Source organism: Rhabdaerophilum calidifontis (genome assembly GCF_008641065.1).
Lineage (GTDB): Bacteria > Pseudomonadota > Alphaproteobacteria > Rhizobiales > Beijerinckiaceae > Rhabdaerophilum > Rhabdaerophilum calidifontis.
Genome location: NZ_VTRS01000003.1, coordinates 313384 through 335709 on the forward strand (window position 1 = coordinate 313384; position 22326 = coordinate 335709).

Sequence of the window (22326 nt, forward strand, 5' to 3'; positions counted from 1 at the left end):
GCGGGCTTTGGCGCTTGATGTCCGCATGGAACGGCAATTCGACACGGCGGTGGTCGGCGGCGGCGCGGCAGGGCTCGCGAGCGCCATCGGGCTCGCGCAGGCCGGACTCCGGACGCTCGTCCTCGGCGTCCCCGATAGCCCACATGACGACGGCCGCTCCGCCGCCCTGTTCGAATCGAGCCTTGCCTTCCTCGACCGGCTCGGGGTCGGGGACGCGCTGCGGGCCAGGGGCGCACCGCTGCGCGCCATCCGGCTGATCGACGTCACCGGCGCGCTGGTCCGCGCCCCGACCGTGACCTTCAAGGCCGCTGAACTCGGGCAGGATTGCTTCGGCTGGAACATCCCCAACGCCGCGATCGTCGCGGTGCTTGCCGAGGCCGCGCGCGCGATTCCGGGCCTGACCGTTTCCGCAGCCCTCCTGGACGGGTTCGAGGTCGATGGCGGCGAGGCGCGTCTGCGCATCGCCGGCGGCGGGGAGATGGCGGCACGGCTCGTCATCGGCGCCGACGGGCAGCGCTCGCGCGTCCGCGCCGCCGCCGGGATCGGCTTCCGCGAGAAGCCCTATCCGCAGGCGGCGATCACCTGCCGGCTCGCACATCCGCGCGATCACGAGGATGTCAGTCTCGAATTCCACACCCGCGAGGGCCCCTTCACCTTCGTGCCGGTGGGCGAGCGCCGCTCGGCGCTGGTCTGGATCATGCGGCCCGAAAAGGCGGAGGCGATGCTCGCCCTGTCGCGCGCGGAATTCGCGGCCCGGATCACCCGCGCCGCCATGTCGATCCTCGGGGCGGTGACGATCGAGGGGCCGGTCGCGGCCGTGCCGATGCGCAAGCTCGTCGCGGACCGTCTCACCGCGCCGCGCGTCGCGCTGGTCGGCGAGGCGGCGCATGCCTTCCCGCCGATCGGCGCCCAGGGCCTCAATCTCGGCCTCAAGGATGTCGAGGCGCTGGTCGGCATGCTGGCCGGCGCCCATGCGCGGGGCGAGGATCCGGCGGCGGCACTGCCCGCCTATGCCCGCGCGCGGCGGATGGATGTCGAACTGCGCTCGGCCGGCGTCGATCTCCTCAACTCGGCGCTGATCGCCGGGCGCTTCCCCGTCGATCTCGCCCGCGCCCTCGGCCTCGCGGCGTTGCGCGACCTCGCGCCGCTGCGCCGGCTGGCGATGCGGATCGGCGGCTGGAACCCGCCTTTCGGCTCCGCGGTCGGGGCGGATGGCGCCGGCACGCGCTGATCACCAGACGGGGAGCCTGTCCCCGGCGATCAGCCAGAGCAGGCCGGTGACCGTCGCGATCGAGACCAGCGTCCCCACCAGAACGCCCGAGGAGGCACGCTGGACATAGGTTTCGTATTGGCGCGCCATCACATAGACATTGAGCGCCGGCGGCAGCGCCGCCATCAGCGTCGCGGTCAGGATCCAGATCCGATCGAACCCGCCAAGCAGGCTCAGCAGGGTGAAAACCAGCATCGGGTGCAGGACGAGCTTCACGAGGAGATGCGCCGGCATCTCCGCCGGCACGCGCGTCAGCGGCCGCAGCGCCACCGTGACGCCGAGCGCGAACAACGCCACCGGCGCCGCCGCGTTCTTGAGCAGAACCAACATCGTGTCGAGCGCCGCCGGCGGCTGCCAGTGGAAATAGGCGGCCGCCACACCGCAGAATGTCGCGACATTGAACGGATGCGTGAAGATGCGCGTGAGCACGAGCCGCGTCGTCGCCCATAACCGCACCTTCTCGGCGCCGCCGAGCGCCATCAGGAACGGCACCAGCGTGAACAGCAGCATCGAATCGAACACGAAGATCAGCGCCGTCGGCACCGAGGAGCCGGGCCCGAGCGCGGCAAGCGTCAGGCCGGGGCCCATATAGCCGACATTCGAATAGGCGCCGAACACGCCCTGGATCGTCGCCTCCCGGACATGGCCCTTCGAGGCAAGAAGGCCGATGCCGAACGAGAGGACGAAGACGATATAGGTGCACAGCGTCGTCGTCAGGATGAAACGCCAGTTGGTGAGTTCCTCGATCGGCGTCACCCCGATCAGCTTGAAGAACAGCGGCGGCAGCGCGACATAAACGATGAAGAAATTCATCCAGGCGAGGCCCTGCTCGGCGATCTTCATCAGCCGGCCGCAGGCGAAGCCGAGCAGGATCAGGCCGAAGAACGGGAAGGCGAGCGTGACAACGGGGCTCATCGCGGGCGGGGAAAGACGGCCTTGACAGGGCGCGCCGCTTGACGGACGCCGCCGGAGCAGAAACAAGGCCCTCGATTACCAGCTTCGCCGCCGCCGTCCAGAGAAAAGACCGCGTCCGGCTCTCGGGGAAAGCCTTGCCCGCACCCGCCCTTCTCTCCGCGCTGCAAGTCCGGGCCGAGGCGGCGGGGTTCGCGGCCGCGGCCGGGCTGATCCGCGCCCTGGGGCCGGACCGTGCCGGCGCGCTCTCCGGCCTGCTGTGGCGGCGACTCGCGCCGCTCAACAAGCGGCATGCGCGGGCGCGGGCGCATCTGCGGGCGAGTCTGCCGGATCTGCCGGACGACGCCGTGGCGGCCTGCCTCGCCGGCATGTGGGACAATCTCGGCCGGACCTCGGCCGAGGCCTTCCATCTCGGCCGGCTCGTCGCGGAGCAGGAGCGTTTCGTGATCGACGAAGCGACGCATGAGGCCGTCCGGGCGGCGCGCCGGCACGGCGCGGTGTTCGTCTCCCTGCATCAGGGCAATTGGGAGCTCGCCTCGCCGCTCCTCGACGCGCTCGGCCTGCCGGTGGCGGGCGTCTATCAGCGGCTGCGCAACCCGCTGGTCGATGCCATGGCCGCGCGCACGCGGGCACCCTTCTACCGGCTCGGCCTGTTCTCGAAAGGCCACGAGACCGCACGGCGATTACTGCGCATCCTCGCCGATGGCGGCACGGTGACGATCATGGCCGATCTGCGCGACCTGTCCGGGGTCGCAGTGCCCTTTTTCGGCCGGCCGGCGCCCTCGACGATCTTCCCGGCGCTGCTCGCGCGCGGGCGCGGCGTGCCGCTCTTCGCCGGCGCGGTGCTGCGGGAACAGGGGGCGACCTTTGCCGTGCGGACGCTCGAAATCCCCGTCGCCCGCACCGGCGACCGCGAGGCGGATCTCCGGACGACGACCGCTGCAATCCAGGCCGCGTTCGAAGCCTCGATCCGGGCGCGGCCCGAACAATGGATGTGGGGCCACCGGCGTTGGGAGCGTTGAAACCGCGCCAGCAGATTTGGCAGGCATGGCGGTATGGCGGTGCGGCGTCGCAACCCTTGTGGCAGCGCGAAAAGCGATTATTTTATGTCTCTGGAGTGCAGAGCATGAAACCGCGTCAGGCCAAGTTCACGATCGGTCAGGTGGTCCGCCACCGGGTCTATCCGTTCCGTGGCGTAATCTTCGATGTCGACCCCGTCTTCGCGAATACCGAGGAATGGTGGCTCTCGATCCCCGAGGATGTCCGCCCGCGCAAGGACCAGCCCTTCTACCATCTCCTCGCCGAGAACGAGGAGAACGAATACATCGCCTATGTCTCGGAGCAGAACCTGCTTCCGGACCGGTCGGGCCTGCCGCTGCGTCACCCGCAGATCGAGGAATTGTTCGAGCCGGGCGCCGACGGCCAGTTCGCGGTGAAGAACAACGCGCTGCTGAACTGAGCTGATCGGCGGCATCGCGACGGCCACAGCGCGCCCCATCGACAGCAAAAGCCCGGCGCTTGCGCCGGGCTTTGTCTCTGGCAGGGCCGATTCCGGCCAGCAGTTACGGCTTGGGCGCTGCGGCGCCGCCCTGGCGCTGCTTCAGCATTTCCTCGGCGCGGCGCTTGAGATCGTCCGCGCCCTGCGGCGCCGGGGCCGCACCGCCCTGTTGCGGCTGCGCAGCCTGCTGCTGCATCTTCTGCAGCGTCTCCTGATCGATTCCGGCGGAATCGAACGCCTTGGCGAAACCGGCGAGCGGAACCTGGAAATTCACCTCCTGCCCGAGCTGGTTCTGCATGTCGATGCGCAGGACCGTGCCCTTCTTGAGGCTGGCGATGATCGCGTCGTTGAGTTCGCCCTCGACGAAGCAGCCCTGCGGCAGGCAGATCTGGAACTTCGCGTTGACCGGCTGCATGCCTTCCGCCGAGAAGCGGATGCCGGGCTGGATCATGAAGGTCAGCGGCACGAGGAACCGCGCGAAGCGGCGCGTATCGTCCTTGATCGCGTAAATCGCCACCGCCATCACCGGCTGGTTGTTCTCGGCGACGAAATCGCGCGTCGTGTAGCAGATCTGCTTCTTGACCGCGGGATCCTCGCCGCAGACCTTCAGCCAATCCGCCTGCTCGGGGGCGGCCTTGAGCGCCACCTTGATGCCGCCCTGCGGCGCGGCCGGCGCCGGCGCGGCAGGCGCGGGCTGGCTGGCGGGCGGGCGCTGCTGCGCGAGGGACGGAGCGGCAAAGCCGGCCGCGAGCGCGAGCGCCGCGCCGGTCATCAGACGAAGGGCCTTCACAGAACCAAATGCCTTCATGGCGTGCCACGCTCTCTTGTGAGCCGAATTCATCATTCTATCCCCGGAACCGGCGCGAGGCCGGCGAACCCGATCCCTCTAGAGCATCGCGCGCCAAAGTGGAAACCGGAATTTCACCCTTCGCCTCGTCCGGTGCGAATGCGGCCAAAGCGTGACCGGGCGATGTCGCCGCCCGGTCATCACCGCCGAAACCGGCATCCCCCATGGTGCGGGGACGCCGGCTTGCCTATTCTGGAGCCGATGATGACAACACGAATCATCGCTCCCTGCAGGAGCGCGGTCCGTCGCGCCGGTATCTGGCTGGCCGTTCTTGGTCTGGTGGCAAGCCTTGCCGCACCGGCGCAGGCGGTGGAGAGCGAGCCGCCGGCGCACCGCCATGCGCTCGCCATGCATGGCGAGCCGGCGCTGCCGGCCGATTTCGCGCATCTCCCCTATGTCAACCCGGATGCCCCGAAAGGCGGCGCGCTGCGCTACGGAATCGCCGGCTCGTTCGACAGCCTCAACACCATGATCTATCGCGGCAATTCGCCGCCGGCCATGGTTCCCTACATCGTCCAGCCGCTGATGATGCGCTCGATGGACGAGCCGTTCACGCTCTATGGCCTCGTCGCGGAAACGATCGCCGTGCCCGAGGACCGGAGCTTCGTCGAGTTCCGCATCGATCCCCGCGCCCGCTTCTCGGACGGCGTCGCGGTGACGGCGCGCGACGTGCTGTTCTCCTGGACCCTGTTCTCGACCAAAGGCCGGCATATCGAAACCGCACGCAAGATCGAGCGTGTGGAATTGCGCGACGCCATGACGATCCGCTTCACCTTCAAATCCGCCGGCGACCGCGAATTGCCGCTGATCCTGGGGCTTCTGCCGGTGCTGGCGGCGCATGCAACCGATCCCGAGACCTTCGCCAATCCCGGCTTCACCGCCTTCACCGGCTCCGGCCCCTATCTGCTCGAGGAGCTGGTGCCGGGGACGCGGGTGGTTTTGCGGCGCCGGGCGGATTACTGGGCGAAGGACAAGCCCATCCATCGCGGGCTTTATAATTTCGACACGATCGCCCTCGAATTCTTCCGCGATTCCAATGCTATGTTCGAGGCGCTGAAAACGGGCCTGCTCGATTACCGCGTCGAGATCGACCCGACGAAATGGCGCGAGGGCTATGATGTTCCCGCCGTGCGCGACGGCCGGATCATCCGCGACACGATCCCGATCGGGGCGCCGAAAGGCATGTCGGGCTTCATCTTCAACACGCGCCGCACGGTCTTCGCCGATCCGCGCCTGCGCGAGGCGCTGCTGCACCTGTTCGATTTCGAATGGCTGAACCGCAGCCTGTTCGACGGCATCTACCGCCGCACCGGCTCCTTCTTCGATGAGAGCGAATTGTCGTTCCGCGGCCATCCGGTCGATGCCCGCGAGGCGGCGATCCTGGGCGAGGCGCTGGAAGGGCTGCCCGAAACGGTGCGCAACGGGCAATGGCGCCCGCCCGTCACCGACGGCTCGGGCCGCGACCGGGCGGTGATGCGCCGCGCGATCGCGCTGCTCGACGCCGCCGGCTACGCGATCCGCGACGGGCGCATGGTCCGGCGCGACACCGGCGCACCGCTCGCCTTCGAGATCATGGTCACGAACCGGGAGAAGGAGCGCATCGCCCTCGCCTTCGCCGATGTGCTGAAGCAGGTCGGGATCTTCCCGGCGATCCGCTTCGTCGATTCCAGCCAGTATTGGGCGCGACTCCGGCAGTTCGAGTTCGACATGATCATCGAGGGCTATGTCGTCGGCCCCTCGCCCGGCCAGGAGCAGGCGAACCGCTGGTCGAGCCGCGCCGCCGAGCGGCCGGGCTCGCTCAACTGGGCCGGGGTGCGCTCGGCCGCGGTCGATCGCGCCATCGCCGCCCTGCTCGCCGCGACGGACAAGCCGGAGTATCTCGCTGCCGTCCGCGCGCTCGATCGGCTGCTGATCGCCGGGCATTACGTGCTGCCGCTCTATCATCTGCCCGAGCGCTGGGTTGCGCGCTGGCGGCATATCGCGCGGCCGGATCGGCTTGCACGTTACGATATCCCCATCGACAGTTTCTGGTTCGCGCCGAATCGGTGACAATGGGGCGCGGTGGGCCTGAGCCGGCGCGAGGCGCGCGCGGTCGGCCCTTGGGGAGTTGCGCAGGATGAGCAGGCCGAACGGGCCGGAACTGCCCGAGCCTTGGACGAGCCTGACCATGCAGGCGCTGGCGATCAAGGCCGCGATGGAACGGCCGGCAGGCATCCTGATCCGTGATTGTCCCTGGCGCGAGGCGTGGAACGGCGTCGAACCGCGGGCGCTGACCTGCGACGAATTTCTCCGCCGCGCCCGTTTCCTCGCCGCCCAGTTCGTGACGCTCGGCATACGCCCCGGCGAGGCCGTGCTGATCATCCTCCCCAATGTCGTCGAAGTCGGCCTGTCGATCCTCGCCTGCCAGCTCGCCGGCGCCGTTCCCGCGCTTGCGCCCGCCGACGACACTATCGACCGGCTGCGCAATGCCGCCGAGCGCTGCGGCGCGGTGATGGTGCTGTCCATGGCACGGGTCGGCGAGATCGCGCTCGGCGAAAAGGCGCGGCAGGTCGCGGCCAAGGTGATGTCGGTCCGGGTGGCGGCCGGGTTCGGCTTCGATCTGCCGGATGGACTCGTCTCACTCGAAGGCTGGGCGGAAGACGATGTGATGCCCTTCACCGAGGCCGCGCGCCGGCAGGCGGATGCTGGCCTCATCACCTTCACCCGCGCCGGGGGAACGCTCGCCGCCGCGCTGCGCAGCGAGGGGCAGATGATCGCCGAGGCGCTGGCAATCTCCTCGGTGCTGCGGCTCGATGGCCGACGCGGCCTCGTCTCGCTCATGCATCCCGGCGCGGCGGCAAGCGTCGCAGGGGCGCTGATCCTGCCGCTCTTCGCCGGCGCCGAGATCCGCCTCGCCGGCCCCTATGATTCCGCCCTGCTTGCCGTCATCCTCGACGAGGCGCCGACCGCGCATCTCTATTGCCCTGATCATTTCGCCGCCTGGCTGCGCCCCGAGGCGCTCGGCGCGCAGCGCCTCGGCAATCTTGCCGGCATCGCCGCCCTGGCGCGGGCGGAGGGACGCGAGGCCGCGATCCTGACGCCGGGGCCGCTCGATTGCGCGCTGATCGTCGATTTCGACGAGCGCGGCCTCGCGCCGCTGCGGCGCTGGCCTGTTGACGGCCGGCTCGCGCTGCCGGCCGCACTGCCGCATCCGATGGAAACGATCCTGCCGGAGGATCAGCCGTTCCTGACGATCCCCGCCGCGCCGGGCGAGGATTTCGGCGGGTTCGCCGCCGCCCGGCTGCTGAACCGTACGGAAAACCCGGCCGGCAAGGCCGCCTGACCGCGCGCCCTCCTCGTTCAGCCGCGCGTCCTGTTCAACCGCGCTTGGCGGCGATCCGGGCGATCTCGGCCATCAGCTTGCGCGTGGCGTTGAGCCGCAGCGCGGGATCGGCGAAATCTCCGGCGAACACCACCCGCATATCGGGCCGGACCTTGGCGGTGCTGCCCTTCTCGCTGACGAATTTCACAAGCCCGTTCGGATTGGCGAAGGCATTGTTGCGGAAGCCGATGATGATGCCCTTCGGTCCGGCATCGACCTTGTCGACATTGGCGCGCCGGCACAGCAGCTTGATCCCGACGACATTCATCAGCTGGTCGATCTCGGGCGGCAACGGCCCGAAACGGTCGATCATCTCGGCCGCGAACGCCTCGATCTCGGCCTCGCTTTCCACCTGCGCCAGACGGCGATAAAGCCCCATCCGAATGTCGAGATCGGCGATATAGCTCTCGGGGATCAGGACCGGCGTGCCGAGCGCGATGTTTGGCGACCAGGTCTCTTCATCCGGCAGTTCGATCCCGGCCTTGAGCGCCGCGACCGCTTCCTGGAGCATCTGCTGGTAGAGTTCGTAACCGACCTCCCGGATATGGCCGGATTGCTCGTCGCCGAGCAGGTTTCCGGCGCCGCGGATGTCGAGATCATGGCTCGCGAGCTGAAAACCGGCGCCCAGGCTGTCGAGCGATTGCAGCACCTTGAGCCGCCGCTCGGCGGTGGCGGTGAGCGTGCGGTTGAGCGGCAGGGTGAACAGCGCATAGGCCCGCGTCTTCGAGCGGCCGACACGGCCGCGCAGCTGGTAGAGCTGGGCGAGGCCGAACATGTCGGCGCGGTGGACGATCAGCGTATTGGCGGTCGGGATATCGAGCCCGCTCTCGACGATCGTGGTCGAGAGCAGCACATCGAACTTACCGTCGTAGAAATCGCCCATCACCTGTTCGAGATCGGCGGCCGCCATCTGGCCATGACCGATCCCGACCCGCACCTCCGGCACATTCTTTTCGAGGAAGGCCCGGACCTCGCCGAGCTGGTCGATGCGCGGCACGACATAGAAGCTCTGCCCGCCGCGATAGCGTTCGCGCAGCAGCGCCTCGCGCACGACGAGCGGGTCGAACGGCGCCACGAAGGAGCGCACCGCCAGCCGGTCCACCGGCGGGGTGGCGATGATCGAGAGTTCGCGCACCCCGGTCATCGCCAGTTGCAGCGTGCGCGGGATCGGCGTCGCGGAAAGCGTCAGCACATGCACTTCCGCACGGAGTTCCTTGAGCCGCTCCTTGTGCGCGACGCCGAAATGCTGCTCCTCGTCGATGATCAGCAGGCCGAGATCCTTGAAGCGAACGCCCTTGGCGAGCAGGGCATGCGTGCCGACGACGATATCGACCCGCCCCTCCGCCATTTCCTCGCGCGTCCGCTTCAGATCGGCGGCGGAGACGAGCCGGGAGGCCTGCGCAACCCGCAGGGGAAGCCCGGAGAACCGGTTCTGGATGGTGCGGAAATGCTGGCGCGCCAGCAGGGTCGTGGGCACGACCACCGCCACCTGCCTGCCCGCCATGGCCGCGACGAAAGCCGCGCGCAGCGCCACCTCGGTCTTGCCGAAGCCGACATCGCCGCAGACGAGCCGGTCCATCGGCCGGCCGGAGGCGAGATCGTCGAGAACCGCGTCGATCGCGCTCTGCTGGTCCTCGGTCTCGTCGAAGGGGAAGCGCGCGACGAATTCCTCATAGGCGCCTTCGGGCGGCACGAGCCGGGGTGCTTCGCGCGTCATGCGCTGCGCCGCGACCTTGATCAGCGCCCGTGCCATGTCGCGGATCTTGGCCTTGAGCCTGGCCTTGCGCGCCTGCCAGGCGCCGCCGCCGAGCCTGTCGAGCGTCGCCTCGGTCTCCTCGGAGCCGTAGCGCGTCAGGAGTTCGATATTCTCGACCGGCAGGAACAGCTTGTCGCCGCCGGCGTAATGGATCTCCAGGCAATCATGCGGCGCGCCAGTCACGGTCACGGCCGTGAGCGCCACGAAGCGGCCGATGCCGTGATCCATATGCACGACGAGATCGCCGGCCTTGAGGCTCGTAAGCTCGGTGATGAAATCCTTGGCGCGCTTCGCCGCGCGCCGCGGCCGGCCGAGCCTTTCGCCGAGCAGGTCCTGCTCGGAAAGCACGGCGAGGTCGGCGGCCTCGAAGCCTTCCGAGAGCTGTACGCGCATCAGCCCGATCTCGCCGGCGGCGAGCGTCGCCGCCTCCGCAAGCCCGCGCAGCACGCGCTGCCCGGCGAGGCCGTGATCGGCGAGCACACCGGCGAGGCGGTCGCACGCGCCCTCGCTTGCGGCGGTGAAGATGACCGCCTTGCCTTCCTGGCCAAGCGCGCGGGCATGTGCCGCCGCCGCCTCGAAGACATTGGCGTTCGGATCGTTGCGCTCCGGCGCGAAATCGCGCCCGCGCCGGGTGCCGAAGGACAGGACGGGCCCCGCCCCGCCCGGTGCCAGCGTGAACGGTGAAAGCGCGACCGACCCCACCTTCCGCCAGCCCTCCCAGGCGGCGCGGCCGAGATAGAGCGTGTCCGGCGGCAGCGGCCGGTAGGGCACGCCGGCGCCCCCCTCCTCCGCCGCGCCGCGACGGGCCTCGAAATAATCGGCGATCTGCGCGAGCCGCTCCTCGGCGGCGGCATCGGCCTGATGGTCGAAGACGAAGCTTGCCTGCGGAACATAGGCGTCGAGCGGGTCGAGACCGGCATGGAAGAGCGGCAGCCAATGCTCCATGCCGACATGGCGCCGGCCCTCGCTCACATGCTCGTAGAGCGTGTCGCCGCGCAGATTGCCGCCGAAGGCCGCAAGATATCCCTGCCGGAAGCGCGCGATCGCGGCGCTGGTGAGCTGGAACTCGCTCATCGGCACGAGGTCGAGCGCCCTGAGCTGCGCCGCCGAACGCTGGGTCTCGGGGTCGAAGGACCGGATCGATTCGAGCGTATCGCCGAAGAAATCGAGCCGGACCGGATCGGCGAAGCCCGGCGGGAAGAGATCGACGATCCCGCCGCGAACGGCGTATTCGCCGACATCGCGCACGGTCGAGACGCGGGTATAGCCATTGGCATCGAGCCAGGCGGCGACCTCGCCGAGATTGAGCGCATTGCCCGGCGCGGCGGAGAAGCTCTGCCGCGCGACGAAGTCGCGCGGCGGCAGCTTCTGCAGCACGGCGTTGACGCTGGTGACCAGCACGCGCGGCCGCTCCCCGCCCCGCGAACGCACGAGCCGCGCGAGGCATTCCATGCGCCGTGCCAGGATGGCCGGGTTCGGCGAGGCGCGGTCATAGGGCAGGCAATCCCAGGCCGGCAGCGACAAGACCTCCACCGCCGGATGGAAGGCGGCGAGCGCGCCCTGCACCTCGGCCTGCCGCAGCCCGTCGCGCGCCACGAACACCGCGAGCGCCGGCAGGTCCGCGCCGGCCGCGAAGCGAAGCGCCGCGATCTCGGCCAGGGCGAGCGCGATGGCGCCGTCCGCGACATCACCGAGCAGCACCGGCGCGCGCGCCTCGAGCGCTTCGCCGAGCGCACGGGCCGCGAGGCCCTTCAGCAGCGTCCCCGTCATCACTGGCCTTCAGAGATCGAGCGGCGCATCATGGCTGTGGAACGCCTTCAGCGCCCGGAACACCGCGCTGTCGTAATTCTCCGGCACCGGCTCGGCACCGGTCAGCCAGGCGAAGAGGTCGCGGTCTGGCACTTCGATCAGCGCTTCGAGAATCGCAAGCTCCGGCTCCGCCAGCGCGGCGACGGCGCTCTCGACATAGCGGCCCATGAGCAGGTCCATCTCGCGCGTGCCGCGATGCCAGGCACGGAACAGGATGCGCTTGCGACGCGGATCGAGATCCGCACTCGTGCGGGAAAGGCCGGTCATGAGAGGCTCCGGAAGGGCGGCTCGGCCGCGTATCCGGGCTTAGAAGGCACTGGCGCGCGCGAAGTCAAGCGCCGGCCCGCATGCCGGGCCTGCGAGCCCGGCAGGATTGGCGCTTCGCGTTCGGCCGCGCGCTTGCTATCGCTGGGAGCATGTCGCTCCGGCCCTCCGATCTCGATCCCTGGTTCGCGCCGGTGGCGCGGCTGCCGGGCATCGGGCCCAAGCTCGCGCCGCTCTTCGATCACCTTGCCGGCCGCGGCGGCCCGGCGCGGATCCTCGATCTGCTGTTCCATCTCCCGCTCGCCGTCACCGATCGGTCGCTGCATGCCACGATCGCCGCCGCGCCAATGGAGGGGATCGCGACCGTGCGGGGCACCGTCGAGGCGCATCGCCCCGCCCCGCCCGGCCGCGCCAAGGCGCCCCATCGCGTCATCCTCGGCGACGAGACCGGCGACGTGACGCTGGTCTTCTTCCGCCTGCCGCAGGCGCAGATCGAGGCGATGCTGCCGCTCGGCGCGACGCGCATCGTCTCGGGCCGGATGGAGCCTTTCGACGGCCTGCGGCAGATGGTGCATCCGGATCGCATCCTCCCGCCGGCGAAATACGATCCGGCGGAGGCATTCGAGCCGGCCTATCCGCTGACGGAAGGGCTCTCGCATCGCCGCGTCAATGCGGCGGCGCGCGCGGCGCTGGCGCGGCTGCGCCCCCTGCCCGAGTGGCAGGACGAAGCCCTTCTCGCCCGCGAGAACTGGCCGGATTTCACCGCGGCGCTTGCCGCGCTGCACCAGCCGCGCCAGGCCATTCCGCCGGAGGAAACGTCGGCCTGGCGCCGCCTCGCCTATGACGAATTGCTCGCCGGGCAGGTGGCGTTGCGCCTGCTGCGCGCCCGCGAGCAGGGTGAGGCCGGCCGGGCGATTCATGGCGACGGGCGGCTGCGCCGGGCGATCCTCGCGCATCTCCCCTATGCCCTCACCGGCGCCCAAAGACGCGCGATCGCCGAGATCGAGGCCGATCTCGCGCGGCCGGAGCGCATGCTCCGCCTGCTCCAGGGCGATGTCGGCGCCGGCAAGACCATCGTCGCCGCGCTCGCCATGGCGATCGCGGTCGAGGGCGGGCATCAGGCGGCAATGATGGCGCCGACCGAGATCCTCGCGCGCCAGCATCACGAGCGCCTCGCCCCGCTCGCGGAGGCCGCCGGGATCCGCCTCGGCCTCTTGACCGGCCGCGCCGCCGGCGGCGAGCGCAACGCGACGCTCGCCGCTCTGGCCGGGGGCGAACTCGACATCGTCGTCGGCACGCATGCGCTCTTCCAGAACGATGTGGTCTTCCGCGATCTCGCGCTCGCGATCGTCGACGAGCAGCATCGTTTCGGGGTACATCAGCGGCTAGCGCTGGCGCACAAGGGCGGCAGCGCCGGCCCGGCGGCGCATCTCCTGGTGATGACCGCGACGCCGATCCCCCGCACCCTGGTCCTCTCCTATTTCGGTGATCTCGACATCTCCGTGCTCGACGAGAAGCCTCCCGGCCGCGAGCCCGTCGACACCCGGCTCGTCAATCAGGAGCGGCTCGCCGAGATGATCGAAGGGCTCGGCCGCGCCATCGCCGCCGGCTCGCGGATCTACTGGGTCTGCCCGCTCGTCGAGGAGAGCGAGAAGATCGACGCCGCCGCCGCCGAGGCGCGCCACGCCGATCTCGCCCGGCATTTTCCCGGCCGGGTCGGGCTCGTCCATGGCCGGATGGCGGCCGCCGAGAAGGATGAGGTGATTGCCCGTTTCGCAGCCGGTGATCTCGCCGTGCTCGTCGCGACGACGGTGATCGAGGTCGGCGTCGATATCCCGGCGGCCAATGTCATGGTGATCGAGGAGGCGCAGCGCTTCGGCCTCGCCCAGCTCCACCAGCTGCGCGGCCGGGTCGGGCGCGGCGGTGGGCAATCACGCGCCATCCTGCTCTATCGCGGCCCGCTTTCCGAGACGGCGCGCGCCCGGCTCGAGATCCTGCGCAGCACCGAGGACGGGTTCCGCATCGCCGAGGAGGATCTGCGCCTGCGCGGCGAGGGCGACGTGCTCGGCACCCGCCAATCCGGCATGCCCGGCTTCCGCATCGCCCGGCTCGACCGGCACCAGGACCTGCTGCGCATCGCCCGCGACGACGCTACGCTGCTTGTCGCGCGCGATCCGCGGCTCGAGACGCCGCGCGGCGCGGCTATCCGCCGCCTGCTCTATCTCTTCGAGCGCGACGAGGCGATCCGCCTCATCGGCGCCGGGTGACGTCAGGTCGGGCGGATCAGGCGGAGGGCGGCGCGGCATCCGCCGCGGGCGACGGCTTGCCCTTCTTGCGGCCGTTGAGCAGGGCCACCGCCTCGAGCGCAGCCTTTCGCGGCTCCTCCTCGCCGGGGCGGAGCAGGCCGAGCGACATCACGACCTTCGCCGCGTCATCGACCGAGATCGGCACCTCGATCACCTTGTGGCGCGGCGCGTAGAAGAAGAACCCGGTGGTGGGGTTCGGCGCGCAGGGCAGGAAGACCGCGACGAAATCCTCGCTCCGCGGCAGGCCGGCGGCGATCTCGGCGCTCGGCGGCGCGGAGAGGAAGACGATCGACCAGCATCCCGGCGAGGGATATTCGACCAGTGCCACCGTGCGGAACGATGTGCCCGATTGCGAGAAGATCGTCTCGAAGATCTGCTTGACCGAGCGGTAGAGCCCGCGCACCACCGGCATCCGCGCAAGCAGGCTTTCGCCAAGCTCGATCAGCGTCCGCCCGACGAGATTGGCGGTCAGGAATCCGAGCATCGTCAGCCCGACCACCAGCACCAGAATGCCGAAGCCGGGGATCGCGAACGGGAGATAGGTCTCGGGCAGATAGACCGAAGGAATGAGCGGCTTGACCCAGCCATCGACGAGATTGATGATCCACAGCGAGAGATAGACCGTGATCACCAGCGGCCCGCTGATGATCACGCCGGTCAGGAAGTAATTGCGCAGCCGCTGCCGGCCGCTCAGCCCGCGCGGAGGCGGGGCCGGCAGGGCGGGGTCGCTTTGGTGGACGGGCTCGCTCATCGGGCTCCTGTGTCGCGGGCTTTGGCCACGACGTCAAGCAAGAGCGATGCCGCCCGCGCGCTCGGGGCCTCGCCGCCCGCGCGCAGGCGCGCCTCGAGCCGCTCGAACGCCGCGAGCTGCGCATTCCGCGCGGGGCCGTCCGGCAGCAGGGCGCGCAGCGCCGGGCCGAGCCGCTCCGGCACCGCCTCTTCCTGGAGGAATTCCGGCACCGCCTTCTCGCCGAGGATGATGTTCGGCAGGATGACCGAGGGCACGGTGACGAGCCGCCGCGCGATCGCCGCCTCCCAGCCCGCGACGCGATAGGCGGCGATGGTGGGAATGCCGGCCAGCGCCAGTTCAAGCGTCACGGTGCCCGAGGCCGCGAGCGCCGCCCGCGCCGCGCGGAAGGCCGCGTATTTCGCCGCCTCGCCGGTCACGATCTCGACCGGCAGGCCGCCCGCCGCGACCATGGCGCGCACGCTCGCGAGGAGATGCGGCAATGTCGGCAGGACAAAGTGCGCCCCATTTCCCGCCCCGGCGATCCGCGCCGCATCGAGAAAGAGCGGCAGCTTGCGGCGGATCTCAGCCATGCGCGAGCCCGGCAGCAGCAGCACCAGCGGCGCTTCACCCCCCGCCCGCCGCGCCGCCTCGGCCGCGCCGGCCGGGCGCATCTCGGCGATGCGCTCCACCAGCGGATGGCCGACATAATGCCCCTCCGGTCCGCCGAGACGATGCAGGGCCTCCGGTTCGAAGGGCAGCAGGCAGAGGATATGGTCGATATAGGGGCGCATCGCCGGGGCGCGGCCGGGGCGCCAGGCCCAGACCGAGGGGCAGACCCAATGGAGCGTCGGAATATCCGGCGACGCCTTTCGGACCCGCCGCGCGACGCGCTTGGAGAAATCCGGCGCGTCGATTGTCACGAGCGCGTCCGGCCGCGCGGCAACGATCGCCTCCGCCGTCTCGCGGATGCGCCGGATGAGCAAGGGCAGCCGGCGGATCACCGGGCCGAACCCCATCACCGCGATCTCGGATTGCGGGAACAGCGTCGCGAGCCCTGCTTCCGTCAGCGCCGGCCCGCCGACGCCCATCGCCTCGACCGCAACGCCGCGCGCGGCGAGCGCCCCGAGCAGGCTCGCGCCAAGCATATCGCCGGATGCCTCCCCGGCCACGATCGCGAGCCGGAGGGGCTGCCGCATCGCCTATTCCGCCGGGTCGGTCGGCCGCATCTCGCGCGGCATGCAGATCGCGCGGTCGCCGCCTGCGCGGATGAAATCGAGAATCTCGTGCACCAGCGGCAGGCTGTCGAATTCGAGCGCCACATCCTCCACGCGCTCCTTGAGCGTGCCCTCCGGCGCGAAGAGCAGCCGATAGGCACGGCGCAATTCGTGGATCTGCTCGCGCGTGAAATTGCGCCGGCGCAGGCCGATGATATTGAGCCCGGCGAGCGCGGCGCGATTGCCGAGCGCCATGCCATAGGGGATCAGGTCGTTCTCGAGCCCCGCGAGCCCGCCGATAAAGGCATGATCGCCGATGCGAACGAATTGGTGGATGCCCGCACCGCCGCCGATGATGACGTAATTGCCCACCCGGCAATGCCCGGCCAGCATGACATTGTTCGAGAACACGACATGATTGCCGACGATGCAATCATGCGCGACATGGGCATTGGCGAGAAAGGTGCAATCATCGCCGACACGGGTGAGAAGCCCGCCGCCCTCGGTGCCGGGATTCATCGTCACGCCTTCGCGGATCGTGCAGCGCGCGCCGATCTCGAGCCGGGAGGCCTCGCCGCGGAACTTGAGGTCCTGCGGCTCGTGGCCGAGCGAGGCGAAGGGAAAGACCCGCGTACCGGCGCCGATCGTAGTCCGGCCCGCCACCGCGACATGGCTCTTCAATTCCACCCCGTCGGCGAGCGTGACCTCCGGCCCGACCATGCAAAACGGCCCGATACGCACGCCACGACCCAGATTGGCAGCAGGATCGACCACCGCGCTCGGATGGATGTCCGTTTCCATCGCGCCGGTCACTCGAGCACCACCATGGCCGAGAGTTCCGCTTCCGCCATCAGCTGGCCATCGACCCGGGCCTCGCCGCGGAACCACCACATGTTGCGACGATGGTTGAGCTGGGTCATGTGATATTCGACCCGGTCGCCGGGCGTCACGGGCTTGCGGAACTTGCACTTGTCGATCGTCATGAAATAGACGAGCTTCGCCCGGCCCTTCGCGGCGCCGGAGCCGACACAGGCCGCGCCCGCCGTCTGGGCCATGCCCTCGATCAGCAGCACCCCAGGCATCACCGGCTGCCCCGGAAAATGCCCCGCGAAATGCGGCTCGTTGAACGTCACGTTCTTGATGCCGAGGATGCGGTTGGTGCCGTCGAGCATGATCACCTTGTCGACCAGCAGGAAAGGATAGCGATGCGGCAGGACCTCCATCAGCCGGGTGATGTTAAGCACCTCGCCGCCCGCTCCGCCACCGCCTTGCGCACCGCTCGCGGCGCCGCCCGCAGCGGCGGCACCCCCGTGTTGTTCCGTCATTGTCTCACCCCTGCAGGGTTCAGGCGCCGGCCGGGTCTGTCCCGCCCGCCTGATCCGGTTTTTCCCTGGTATCCGGGCCCTTTTGCGCCAGGCGTTCGAGCGTGGCAACCTCCCGGAAGAACTGCTTCACGGGTTTCGCCGGCGCACCGATGATGCGCGCACCCGCCGGGACATCCGCCATAACCCCGGCCTTGGCGCCGACCTGCGCGCCCATGCCGATACGGACATGCCCGGCGATCCCCGCCTGCCCGGCCAGCACCGCGTAATCCTCAAGCACGCTGGAGCCCGAGACCCCCGCCTGCCCGACGATCACGCAATGCCGGCCGATGACGACGTTGTGGCCGATCTGCACGAGATTGTCGATCTTCGACCCCTCGCCGATGATCGTGTCGCGGTTGGCGCCGCGATCCACCGTCGTGTTGGCGCCGATATCGACATCGTCCTGCAGGATCACCCGGCCAATCTGCGGCACCTTGAGATGCCCCCGCGCCCCGAGCGCGAAGCCGAAACCGTCCTGCCCGATCCGCGCGCCGGCATGAATGATCACCCGGTTGCCGATCAGGGCATGCGTGATCGAGGCATGCGGGCCGATGGCGCAATCGCGGCCGATCCGCACCTCCGGCCCGATCACGGCATGCGCCGCGACCAGCGTACCCCGGCCGATCTCGGCGCCGGGGCCGATCACCGCGCCGGGATCGACCGTGACGCCGGCCTCGAGCCGCGCCGTCGGATGGACGAAGGCCCCTGCCGCGATGCCGATGGTGCCGAACACGCTCTGCGGCCGCGTCGAGCTCGGAAAGAGCAGCGCCGTCGCCCGCGCGAAGGCGCGATAGGGTTCGGCGGTGATCAGGGCCGCCGTTCCCGGCGCCAGCCGCCCGGCGAATTTCGGGGCGATGAGGCAGGCGCCAGCCCGCGTCTCGGTCGCGAAACGCGCATAGGCCGCATTGTCGAGAAAGGCGAGATCGCCGGGCCCCGCGCTCTCAAGCGGGGCGATCCCCACGATCTCCCGCGAGGCCATGGCCGGGTCGGCGAGCGCCGCGTCGAGCGCGACGGAAAGCGCGCCGAGCGCCATCGGCGCGGGAACGGGAAAGAACATCGGCCCAGTCATCGGGGGCGGCACCGGGGCGGCGAGCCGCCCCCGTACTCAGAAGCGAGCGCCGCCCGAGAAGCGGAACGCCTGCTTGCGATCGCCGCCCGAGCCGCGGACATAGGAGAGCGCCTGCGCGTAATCGAAGCGGATCGGCCCGAGCGGCGAAGCCCAGAGCAGGCCGACGCCGACCGACGAGCGGATCTGGTTCTCGTCGCGGACATCGAGGCATTCCGATTGCGCAAGCCCGGTCACGCAGCCCGCGCCGCCATTGATCAGCCCGTCGCCGTTGACGTCGAGAACCTTCTTGCCGCGATAGCCGAACAGCGTGCCGGCATCGGCGAAGACCGCGCCGCGCAGCCCGAATTCGCGCGGGATGCCGAAGATCGGGAACTGAACCTCGGCGGTGGCGCCGATATAGGTGGTACCGCCGACCGCGTTCGCGCCGGAATCGCCGTTCTTGTCGCGCGGACCGATGCCGGAGGGTGCGAAGCCGCGGACCAGATCCGGCCCCTGGTAGAAATGGTCGAGCACGCGCAGCTTCTCGCCACCATAGGCGAAGAGATGGCCGCCCTGCACCTTCACGAACCCGACGATGTCGTCGGTGATCGGGTAGTAGTAGCGGGCCGAGGCCACGGCGCGCACGAAGCGCGAATCCCCGCCGACACCCGCGATCTCCGGCTTGAGATCGGCGAAGATGCCGCTGGTCGGGTTCTGGTTGTTGTCGAGCGTATTGTAGGTGAAGGTCAGCCCGACGAGCGAGGTGGTGCGCGTGCCGCGCGCTTCCTTGATGGCGACCGAGGCCTCGCCATTCGCGATACAGGAATCACCCGCCAGCGCGCCGGCCGCGCAATCCGCGTAGAGCCGCGAGCCCGAATTCGGGATCTTGATCTCCTGCTGGTAGAACGAATAGCGCGGGCCGACCGTGAATTCATCGGTGACCGGCACGCCCATGCGCAGCGTGAAGCCGGCAGTGCGCGATTCGTAGCGCGTGTAATCGGTGGTATCGGTGAATTTCGAGAACAGGTCGAACCCGGCCGAGAGACGCCGATCAAGGAAGAACGGCTCGGTGAAGGAGAACTCGGCACCGCGCGACCGCTGGCCGTTGGAAACCGAGATGCGCGCGAACTGGCCCTTGCCCTGGAAGTTGGTTTCCTGGAGCGAGACCTCGGCGACGAAGCCTTCGGAGGTCGAATAGCCGCCGGCGATCGAGAACGAACCGGTCGCCTGATCCTCGACATCGACATTGATGACCACCCGGTCCGGCGCGGAGCCCGGCTCGTTGGTGATCTTCACGGTCTTGAAGAAGCCGAGATTGCGCAGCCGCCGCTCGGCGCGATCGACCGCCGCCTTGTTGTAGGCATCCCCCTCGCCGATATCGAACTCGCGGCGCACCACGTAGTCGCGCGTACGGGTATTACCACGCACGACGATGCGCTCGACATAAACGCGCGGGCCTTCCTCGACCGAATAGACGATGCGGACCGTGCGCGAGGCGGGGTCGCGGTCGCCGCGCGGGCGGACCTGCGCGAAGGCATAGCCGCGCTGCGCAACCTCGCGGTTGATCGCGTCGACCGATTTCTCGACATCCTCGGCGTTATAGGTCGAGCCGACGCGCGTCCGGACCTGCGAGCGCAGGCGGGTGACGTCGACATCGGCGATGCGCGATTCGACATCGGCCCCGGCGACCGAATATTTCTCGCCCTCATCCACCACGATGGTGACGATATAGCCGCCACGCGCCGCGTCATAATCGGCATTGGACGAGACCACGCGGAAATCGGCGTAGCCATTCTTGAGGTAGAAACGGCGGATCAGTTCGAGATCCGCAGCGAGGCGCTCCGGATCGTAGATATCCGAGCTCTTGAGGAAGCTCAGGAAGTTCGATTCGGTCGTCTGCATCACGCCGCGCAGCTTCGAGGCCGAGAAGGCGCGGTTGCCTTCGAAATTGATCGCCTTGACGCCGGTTTTGTCGCCCTCCTTGATGCGGAAGACGACATCGACGCGCCCGTCGGCAAGCGGCGTGACCTCGGCATTGACAGTCGCGGCGGCGCGGCCGGTGCGGCCGTAGATGTCGCGGATGCGCGCCACGTCCTGATCGACGATCGACTGGCTGAACGGCCCGCGCGACCGGGTCTGGACCTCGCCGGTCAGCACCTCGGTCTTGAGCTTGGAATTGCCGATGAAGGTGACGCGATTGACCTGGTTGTTCTCGACGACGGAAACCACGATGCCCGAACCGGCGCGGCGGATCTTCACATCGGCGAACAGGCCCGTGGCAAAAAGGTCCTTGATCGCCTGATCGATTCGCGCCGGCGTGTAGCTGTCGCCGGGTGCCAGGCGCACGAAGGAGCGGATCGTTTCGCTGTCGACACGCTGGTTGCCCTGCACCGTCACGTTCTGCGCGGCCGCCGGAACGGAGAGCGAAACGGCCAGGACCAGAGCCGCGATGGCGGACAGGACAAGCCGGATATGGGCCATCAAGCCGCCGCGAACAGAGAAACCAGACATTCCGTAGACCTACCCCGATTATCGGCGTTTCCGGGCAAACCCTTCCGAAAAAGGGCGCACAGAAAGGATGCCCGCGCCCGAAGGCACACCACCACCAGGCAATGCTTCTAGCCAATCATCCCGCCATTGCAACCGGCAAGGCCATGATCGGTTACGATTTCCTAATCTCCGTGACACCTCCGCAACGGACAAAACCGGGGCGTGCACCGGCCCGTCCTCGTCGTGGCCCGGCTTCAGAGCGCGAAACCGGTCAGGTGGACGAGATCGTTCCAGGTCGAGAACAGCATCAGCATGATGACCAGCGCAAAACCGACGCGGAAGCTAATCTCCTGCGCGCGCGGGCTCACGGGCCGGCCGAAGATCGCCTCGATCGCATAGAAGACGAGATGCCCGCCATCGAGCATCGGCACCGGCAGCAGGTTGATGAGCCCGATCGAGATCGAGAGAATGCCGGCCAGCATCAGCAGCGGCGCGATGCCGGATTCGGCGACCTTGCCGGAGATATAGGCGATCCGCGTCGGGCCGGAGAGCTGATCGGCGCGCTCGCGCCCGGCCACGAGGCCCGACACGTAATGCACCGTGCGGTCGATGACGAAGACGATCTCGCCGATCGCCGTCGTCGAGGCCTCGCCGAGGCCGTAATATTTGCGGAAGAAATGCGCCGGATCGCGCGAGGCGACGAAGCCCATCACCGGGCGCCGGTCGGTGCCGAGCACGGTCTTGCGCGACATGATGGCCGGCTCGCCCGCGAGTTCGATCTCCCGCCCGGCGCGCTCGATACGGAAGATCAGCCGCTGGCCCTCGCTGACGGAGACCTTGCGGGCGATCTCGTCGAAGCTCCCGACCGGCTCGCCGTCGATCGCCAGCACCCGGTCCCCTGCCTGGAAGCCGGTGGCGGCGGCGACCGAGCCCTCGTTGACCGCGCCGATCACCGGCGCGATCAGCGTCCGGCCGACCAGCATGTAGCTCAGCGTGAAGATGACGAAGGCAAGCACGAAATTCGCCAGCGGCCCGGCCGCAACAATCGCCGCGCGCTGCGCCACCGGCTTGTGCGGGAAGGAATCGCCGCGCTCATCCGCCGGAATCGCCGCCATGCCGGCATGGTCCGGCACGCTCGCGGCGTTGAGATCGCCCTTGAACTTGACATAGCCGCCGAGGGGAATCGCCGAAATGGCCCATTCGGTGCCCCTGCGGTCGTAGAATCGCGCGATCCGCGGCCCGAAGCCGAGCGAGAAGGTCTCGACCTTGACCCCGCAGAGCCGGCCGACGAGGAAATGCCCCATCTCGTGCACGAAAACGACGATCGCCAGCACGAACAGGAACGGCAGGAGATAGCCGAAAAGGCCCGAGACGATGTCGAAACTACCCTGGAGGACGCTGGACAAGGGGGCCTCTGCTCTCGTTGGGGCGCCGCGCGGCACGCGCGCATCGCAAGG

At 69.0% G+C, this 22326-nt stretch carries 17 protein-coding genes; 6 read left to right on the forward strand and 11 right to left on the reverse strand.

Features of this window, described 5'->3' with window-relative positions; genetic code table 11:
• Positions 1–25: 25 nt before the first annotated feature.
• Entirely contained in the window at positions 26–1231 is a 1206-nt protein-coding gene (locus FWJ24_RS07880) for an FAD-dependent monooxygenase (protein WP_150287252.1), read from the forward strand.
• Here the strand turns inward: FWJ24_RS07880 and FWJ24_RS07885 are convergent, their stop codons facing one another.
• Positions 1232–2185 carry an AEC family transporter gene (locus FWJ24_RS07885; protein ID WP_150287253.1) on the reverse strand — a complete coding sequence of 318 codons (954 nt, stop codon included), beginning with the start codon at positions 2183–2185 and terminating at the stop codon, positions 1232–1234. It lies immediately after the preceding gene.
• A gap of 134 nt (positions 2186–2319) precedes the next feature.
• Between FWJ24_RS07885 and FWJ24_RS07890 the strand changes: the two genes are divergently transcribed.
• On the forward strand, positions 2320–3204 hold the full coding sequence (locus FWJ24_RS07890; RefSeq protein WP_166443630.1) for a lysophospholipid acyltransferase family protein: 885 nt from the start codon (positions 2320–2322) through the stop codon (positions 3202–3204).
• A 104-nt stretch (positions 3205–3308) separates the two neighbouring features.
• A complete protein-coding gene (gene hspQ / locus FWJ24_RS07895) occupies positions 3309–3641 on the forward strand; it encodes a heat shock protein HspQ (RefSeq protein WP_150287255.1) in 333 nt (110 codons plus the stop codon).
• Between the two features lie 103 nt (positions 3642–3744).
• On the opposite strand, the gene FWJ24_RS07900 is transcribed toward hspQ, so the two are convergent.
• Entirely contained in the window at positions 3745–4470 is a 726-nt protein-coding gene (locus tag FWJ24_RS07900; RefSeq protein WP_150287256.1) for an invasion associated locus B family protein, read from the reverse strand.
• Between the two features lie 261 nt (positions 4471–4731).
• Here FWJ24_RS07900 and FWJ24_RS07905 point away from each other — a divergent pair, with 261 nt between their 5' ends.
• Entirely contained in the window at positions 4732–6576 is a 1845-nt protein-coding gene (locus FWJ24_RS07905; protein WP_166443631.1) for an extracellular solute-binding protein, read from the forward strand.
• A gap of 67 nt (positions 6577–6643) precedes the next feature.
• On the forward strand, positions 6644–7849 hold the full coding sequence (locus FWJ24_RS07910) for an AMP-binding protein (protein ID WP_150287258.1): 1206 nt from the start codon (positions 6644–6646) through the stop codon (positions 7847–7849).
• A 34-nt stretch (positions 7850–7883) separates the two neighbouring features.
• On the opposite strand, the gene mfd is transcribed toward FWJ24_RS07910, so the two are convergent.
• On the reverse strand, positions 7884–11414 hold the full coding sequence (gene mfd, locus FWJ24_RS07915) for a transcription-repair coupling factor (RefSeq protein WP_150287259.1): 3531 nt from the start codon (positions 11412–11414) through the stop codon (positions 7884–7886).
• Between the two features lie 9 nt (positions 11415–11423).
• Positions 11424–11720, reverse strand: coding sequence for an FAD assembly factor SdhE (locus FWJ24_RS07920; RefSeq protein ID WP_150287260.1), 297 nt, complete (start codon positions 11718–11720; stop codon positions 11424–11426).
• A 149-nt stretch (positions 11721–11869) separates the two neighbouring features.
• On the opposite strand from FWJ24_RS07920, the gene recG reads away from it, so the two are divergent.
• Positions 11870–13984, forward strand: a complete 2115-nt coding sequence (recG, locus tag FWJ24_RS07925; protein WP_150287261.1) for an ATP-dependent DNA helicase RecG — start codon at positions 11870–11872, stop codon at positions 13982–13984.
• 16 nt (positions 13985–14000) lie between these two features.
• Here the strand turns inward: recG and FWJ24_RS07930 are convergent, their stop codons facing one another.
• From FWJ24_RS07930 to rseP, 7 genes are all read right to left on the reverse strand, one after another.
• On the reverse strand, positions 14001–14774 hold the full coding sequence (locus FWJ24_RS07930; RefSeq protein ID WP_150287262.1) for a DUF502 domain-containing protein: 774 nt from the start codon (positions 14772–14774) through the stop codon (positions 14001–14003).
• Entirely contained in the window at positions 14771–15949 is a 1179-nt protein-coding gene (gene lpxB, locus FWJ24_RS07935) for a lipid-A-disaccharide synthase (protein ID WP_150287263.1), read from the reverse strand. Before lpxB ends, FWJ24_RS07930 begins: the two co-directional genes overlap by 4 nt.
• 3 nt (positions 15950–15952) lie before the next feature.
• Positions 15953–16768: an acyl-ACP--UDP-N-acetylglucosamine O-acyltransferase gene (gene lpxA, locus FWJ24_RS07940; protein ID WP_150287264.1), complete on the reverse strand. Its 816-nt coding sequence runs from the start codon at positions 16766–16768 to the stop codon at positions 15953–15955.
• An 8-nt stretch (positions 16769–16776) separates the two neighbouring features.
• Positions 16777–17292: a 3-hydroxyacyl-ACP dehydratase FabZ gene (gene fabZ / locus FWJ24_RS07945; RefSeq protein WP_150287265.1), complete on the reverse strand. Its 516-nt coding sequence runs from the start codon at positions 17290–17292 to the stop codon at positions 16777–16779.
• A 19-nt stretch (positions 17293–17311) separates the two neighbouring features.
• Entirely contained in the window at positions 17312–18400 is a 1089-nt protein-coding gene (gene lpxD / locus FWJ24_RS07950) for a UDP-3-O-(3-hydroxymyristoyl)glucosamine N-acyltransferase (protein WP_150287266.1), read from the reverse strand.
• A gap of 36 nt (positions 18401–18436) precedes the next feature.
• The gene (bamA, locus tag FWJ24_RS07955) at positions 18437–20860 is read right to left on the reverse strand and encodes an outer membrane protein assembly factor BamA (protein ID WP_246155602.1); all 2424 of its coding nucleotides are present in this window, start codon (positions 20858–20860) and stop codon (positions 18437–18439) included.
• Between the two features lie 263 nt (positions 20861–21123).
• Positions 21124–22275, reverse strand: coding sequence for an RIP metalloprotease RseP (gene rseP, locus FWJ24_RS07960; protein ID WP_246155603.1), 1152 nt, complete (start codon positions 22273–22275; stop codon positions 21124–21126).
• Positions 22276–22326 lie beyond the last annotated feature (51 nt).

Excerpts from the sequence above, each read along its gene's own strand:
- FWJ24_RS07880 (WP_150287252.1), top strand. The coding sequence starts at position 26 with ATGGAACGGCAATTCGACACGGCGGTGGTCGGCGGCGGCGCGGCAGGG.
- FWJ24_RS07885 (WP_150287253.1), bottom strand. The coding sequence starts at position 2,185 with ATGAGCCCCGTTGTCACGCTCGCCTTCCCGTTCTTCGGCCTGATCCTG.
- hspQ (WP_150287255.1), top strand. The coding sequence starts at position 3,309 with ATGAAACCGCGTCAGGCCAAGTTCACGATCGGTCAGGTGGTCCGCCAC.
- FWJ24_RS07905 (WP_166443631.1), top strand. The coding sequence starts at position 4,732 with ATGACAACACGAATCATCGCTCCCTGCAGGAGCGCGGTCCGTCGCGCC.
- FWJ24_RS07910 (WP_150287258.1), top strand. The coding sequence starts at position 6,644 with ATGAGCAGGCCGAACGGGCCGGAACTGCCCGAGCCTTGGACGAGCCTG.
- mfd (WP_150287259.1), bottom strand. The coding sequence starts at position 11,414 with ATGACGGGGACGCTGCTGAAGGGCCTCGCGGCCCGTGCGCTCGGCGAA.
- FWJ24_RS07920 (WP_150287260.1), bottom strand. The coding sequence starts at position 11,720 with ATGACCGGCCTTTCCCGCACGAGTGCGGATCTCGATCCGCGTCGCAAG.
- recG (WP_150287261.1), top strand. The coding sequence starts at position 11,870 with ATGTCGCTCCGGCCCTCCGATCTCGATCCCTGGTTCGCGCCGGTGGCG.
- FWJ24_RS07930 (WP_150287262.1), bottom strand. The coding sequence starts at position 14,774 with ATGAGCGAGCCCGTCCACCAAAGCGACCCCGCCCTGCCGGCCCCGCCT.
- lpxB (WP_150287263.1), bottom strand. The coding sequence starts at position 15,949 with ATGCGGCAGCCCCTCCGGCTCGCGATCGTGGCCGGGGAGGCATCCGGC.
- lpxA (WP_150287264.1), bottom strand. The coding sequence starts at position 16,768 with ATGGAAACGGACATCCATCCGAGCGCGGTGGTCGATCCTGCTGCCAAT.
- fabZ (WP_150287265.1), bottom strand. The coding sequence starts at position 17,292 with ATGACGGAACAACACGGGGGTGCCGCCGCTGCGGGCGGCGCCGCGAGC.
- lpxD (WP_150287266.1), bottom strand. The coding sequence starts at position 18,400 with ATGACTGGGCCGATGTTCTTTCCCGTTCCCGCGCCGATGGCGCTCGGC.
- bamA (WP_246155602.1), bottom strand. The coding sequence starts at position 20,860 with ATGGCCCATATCCGGCTTGTCCTGTCCGCCATCGCGGCTCTGGTCCTG.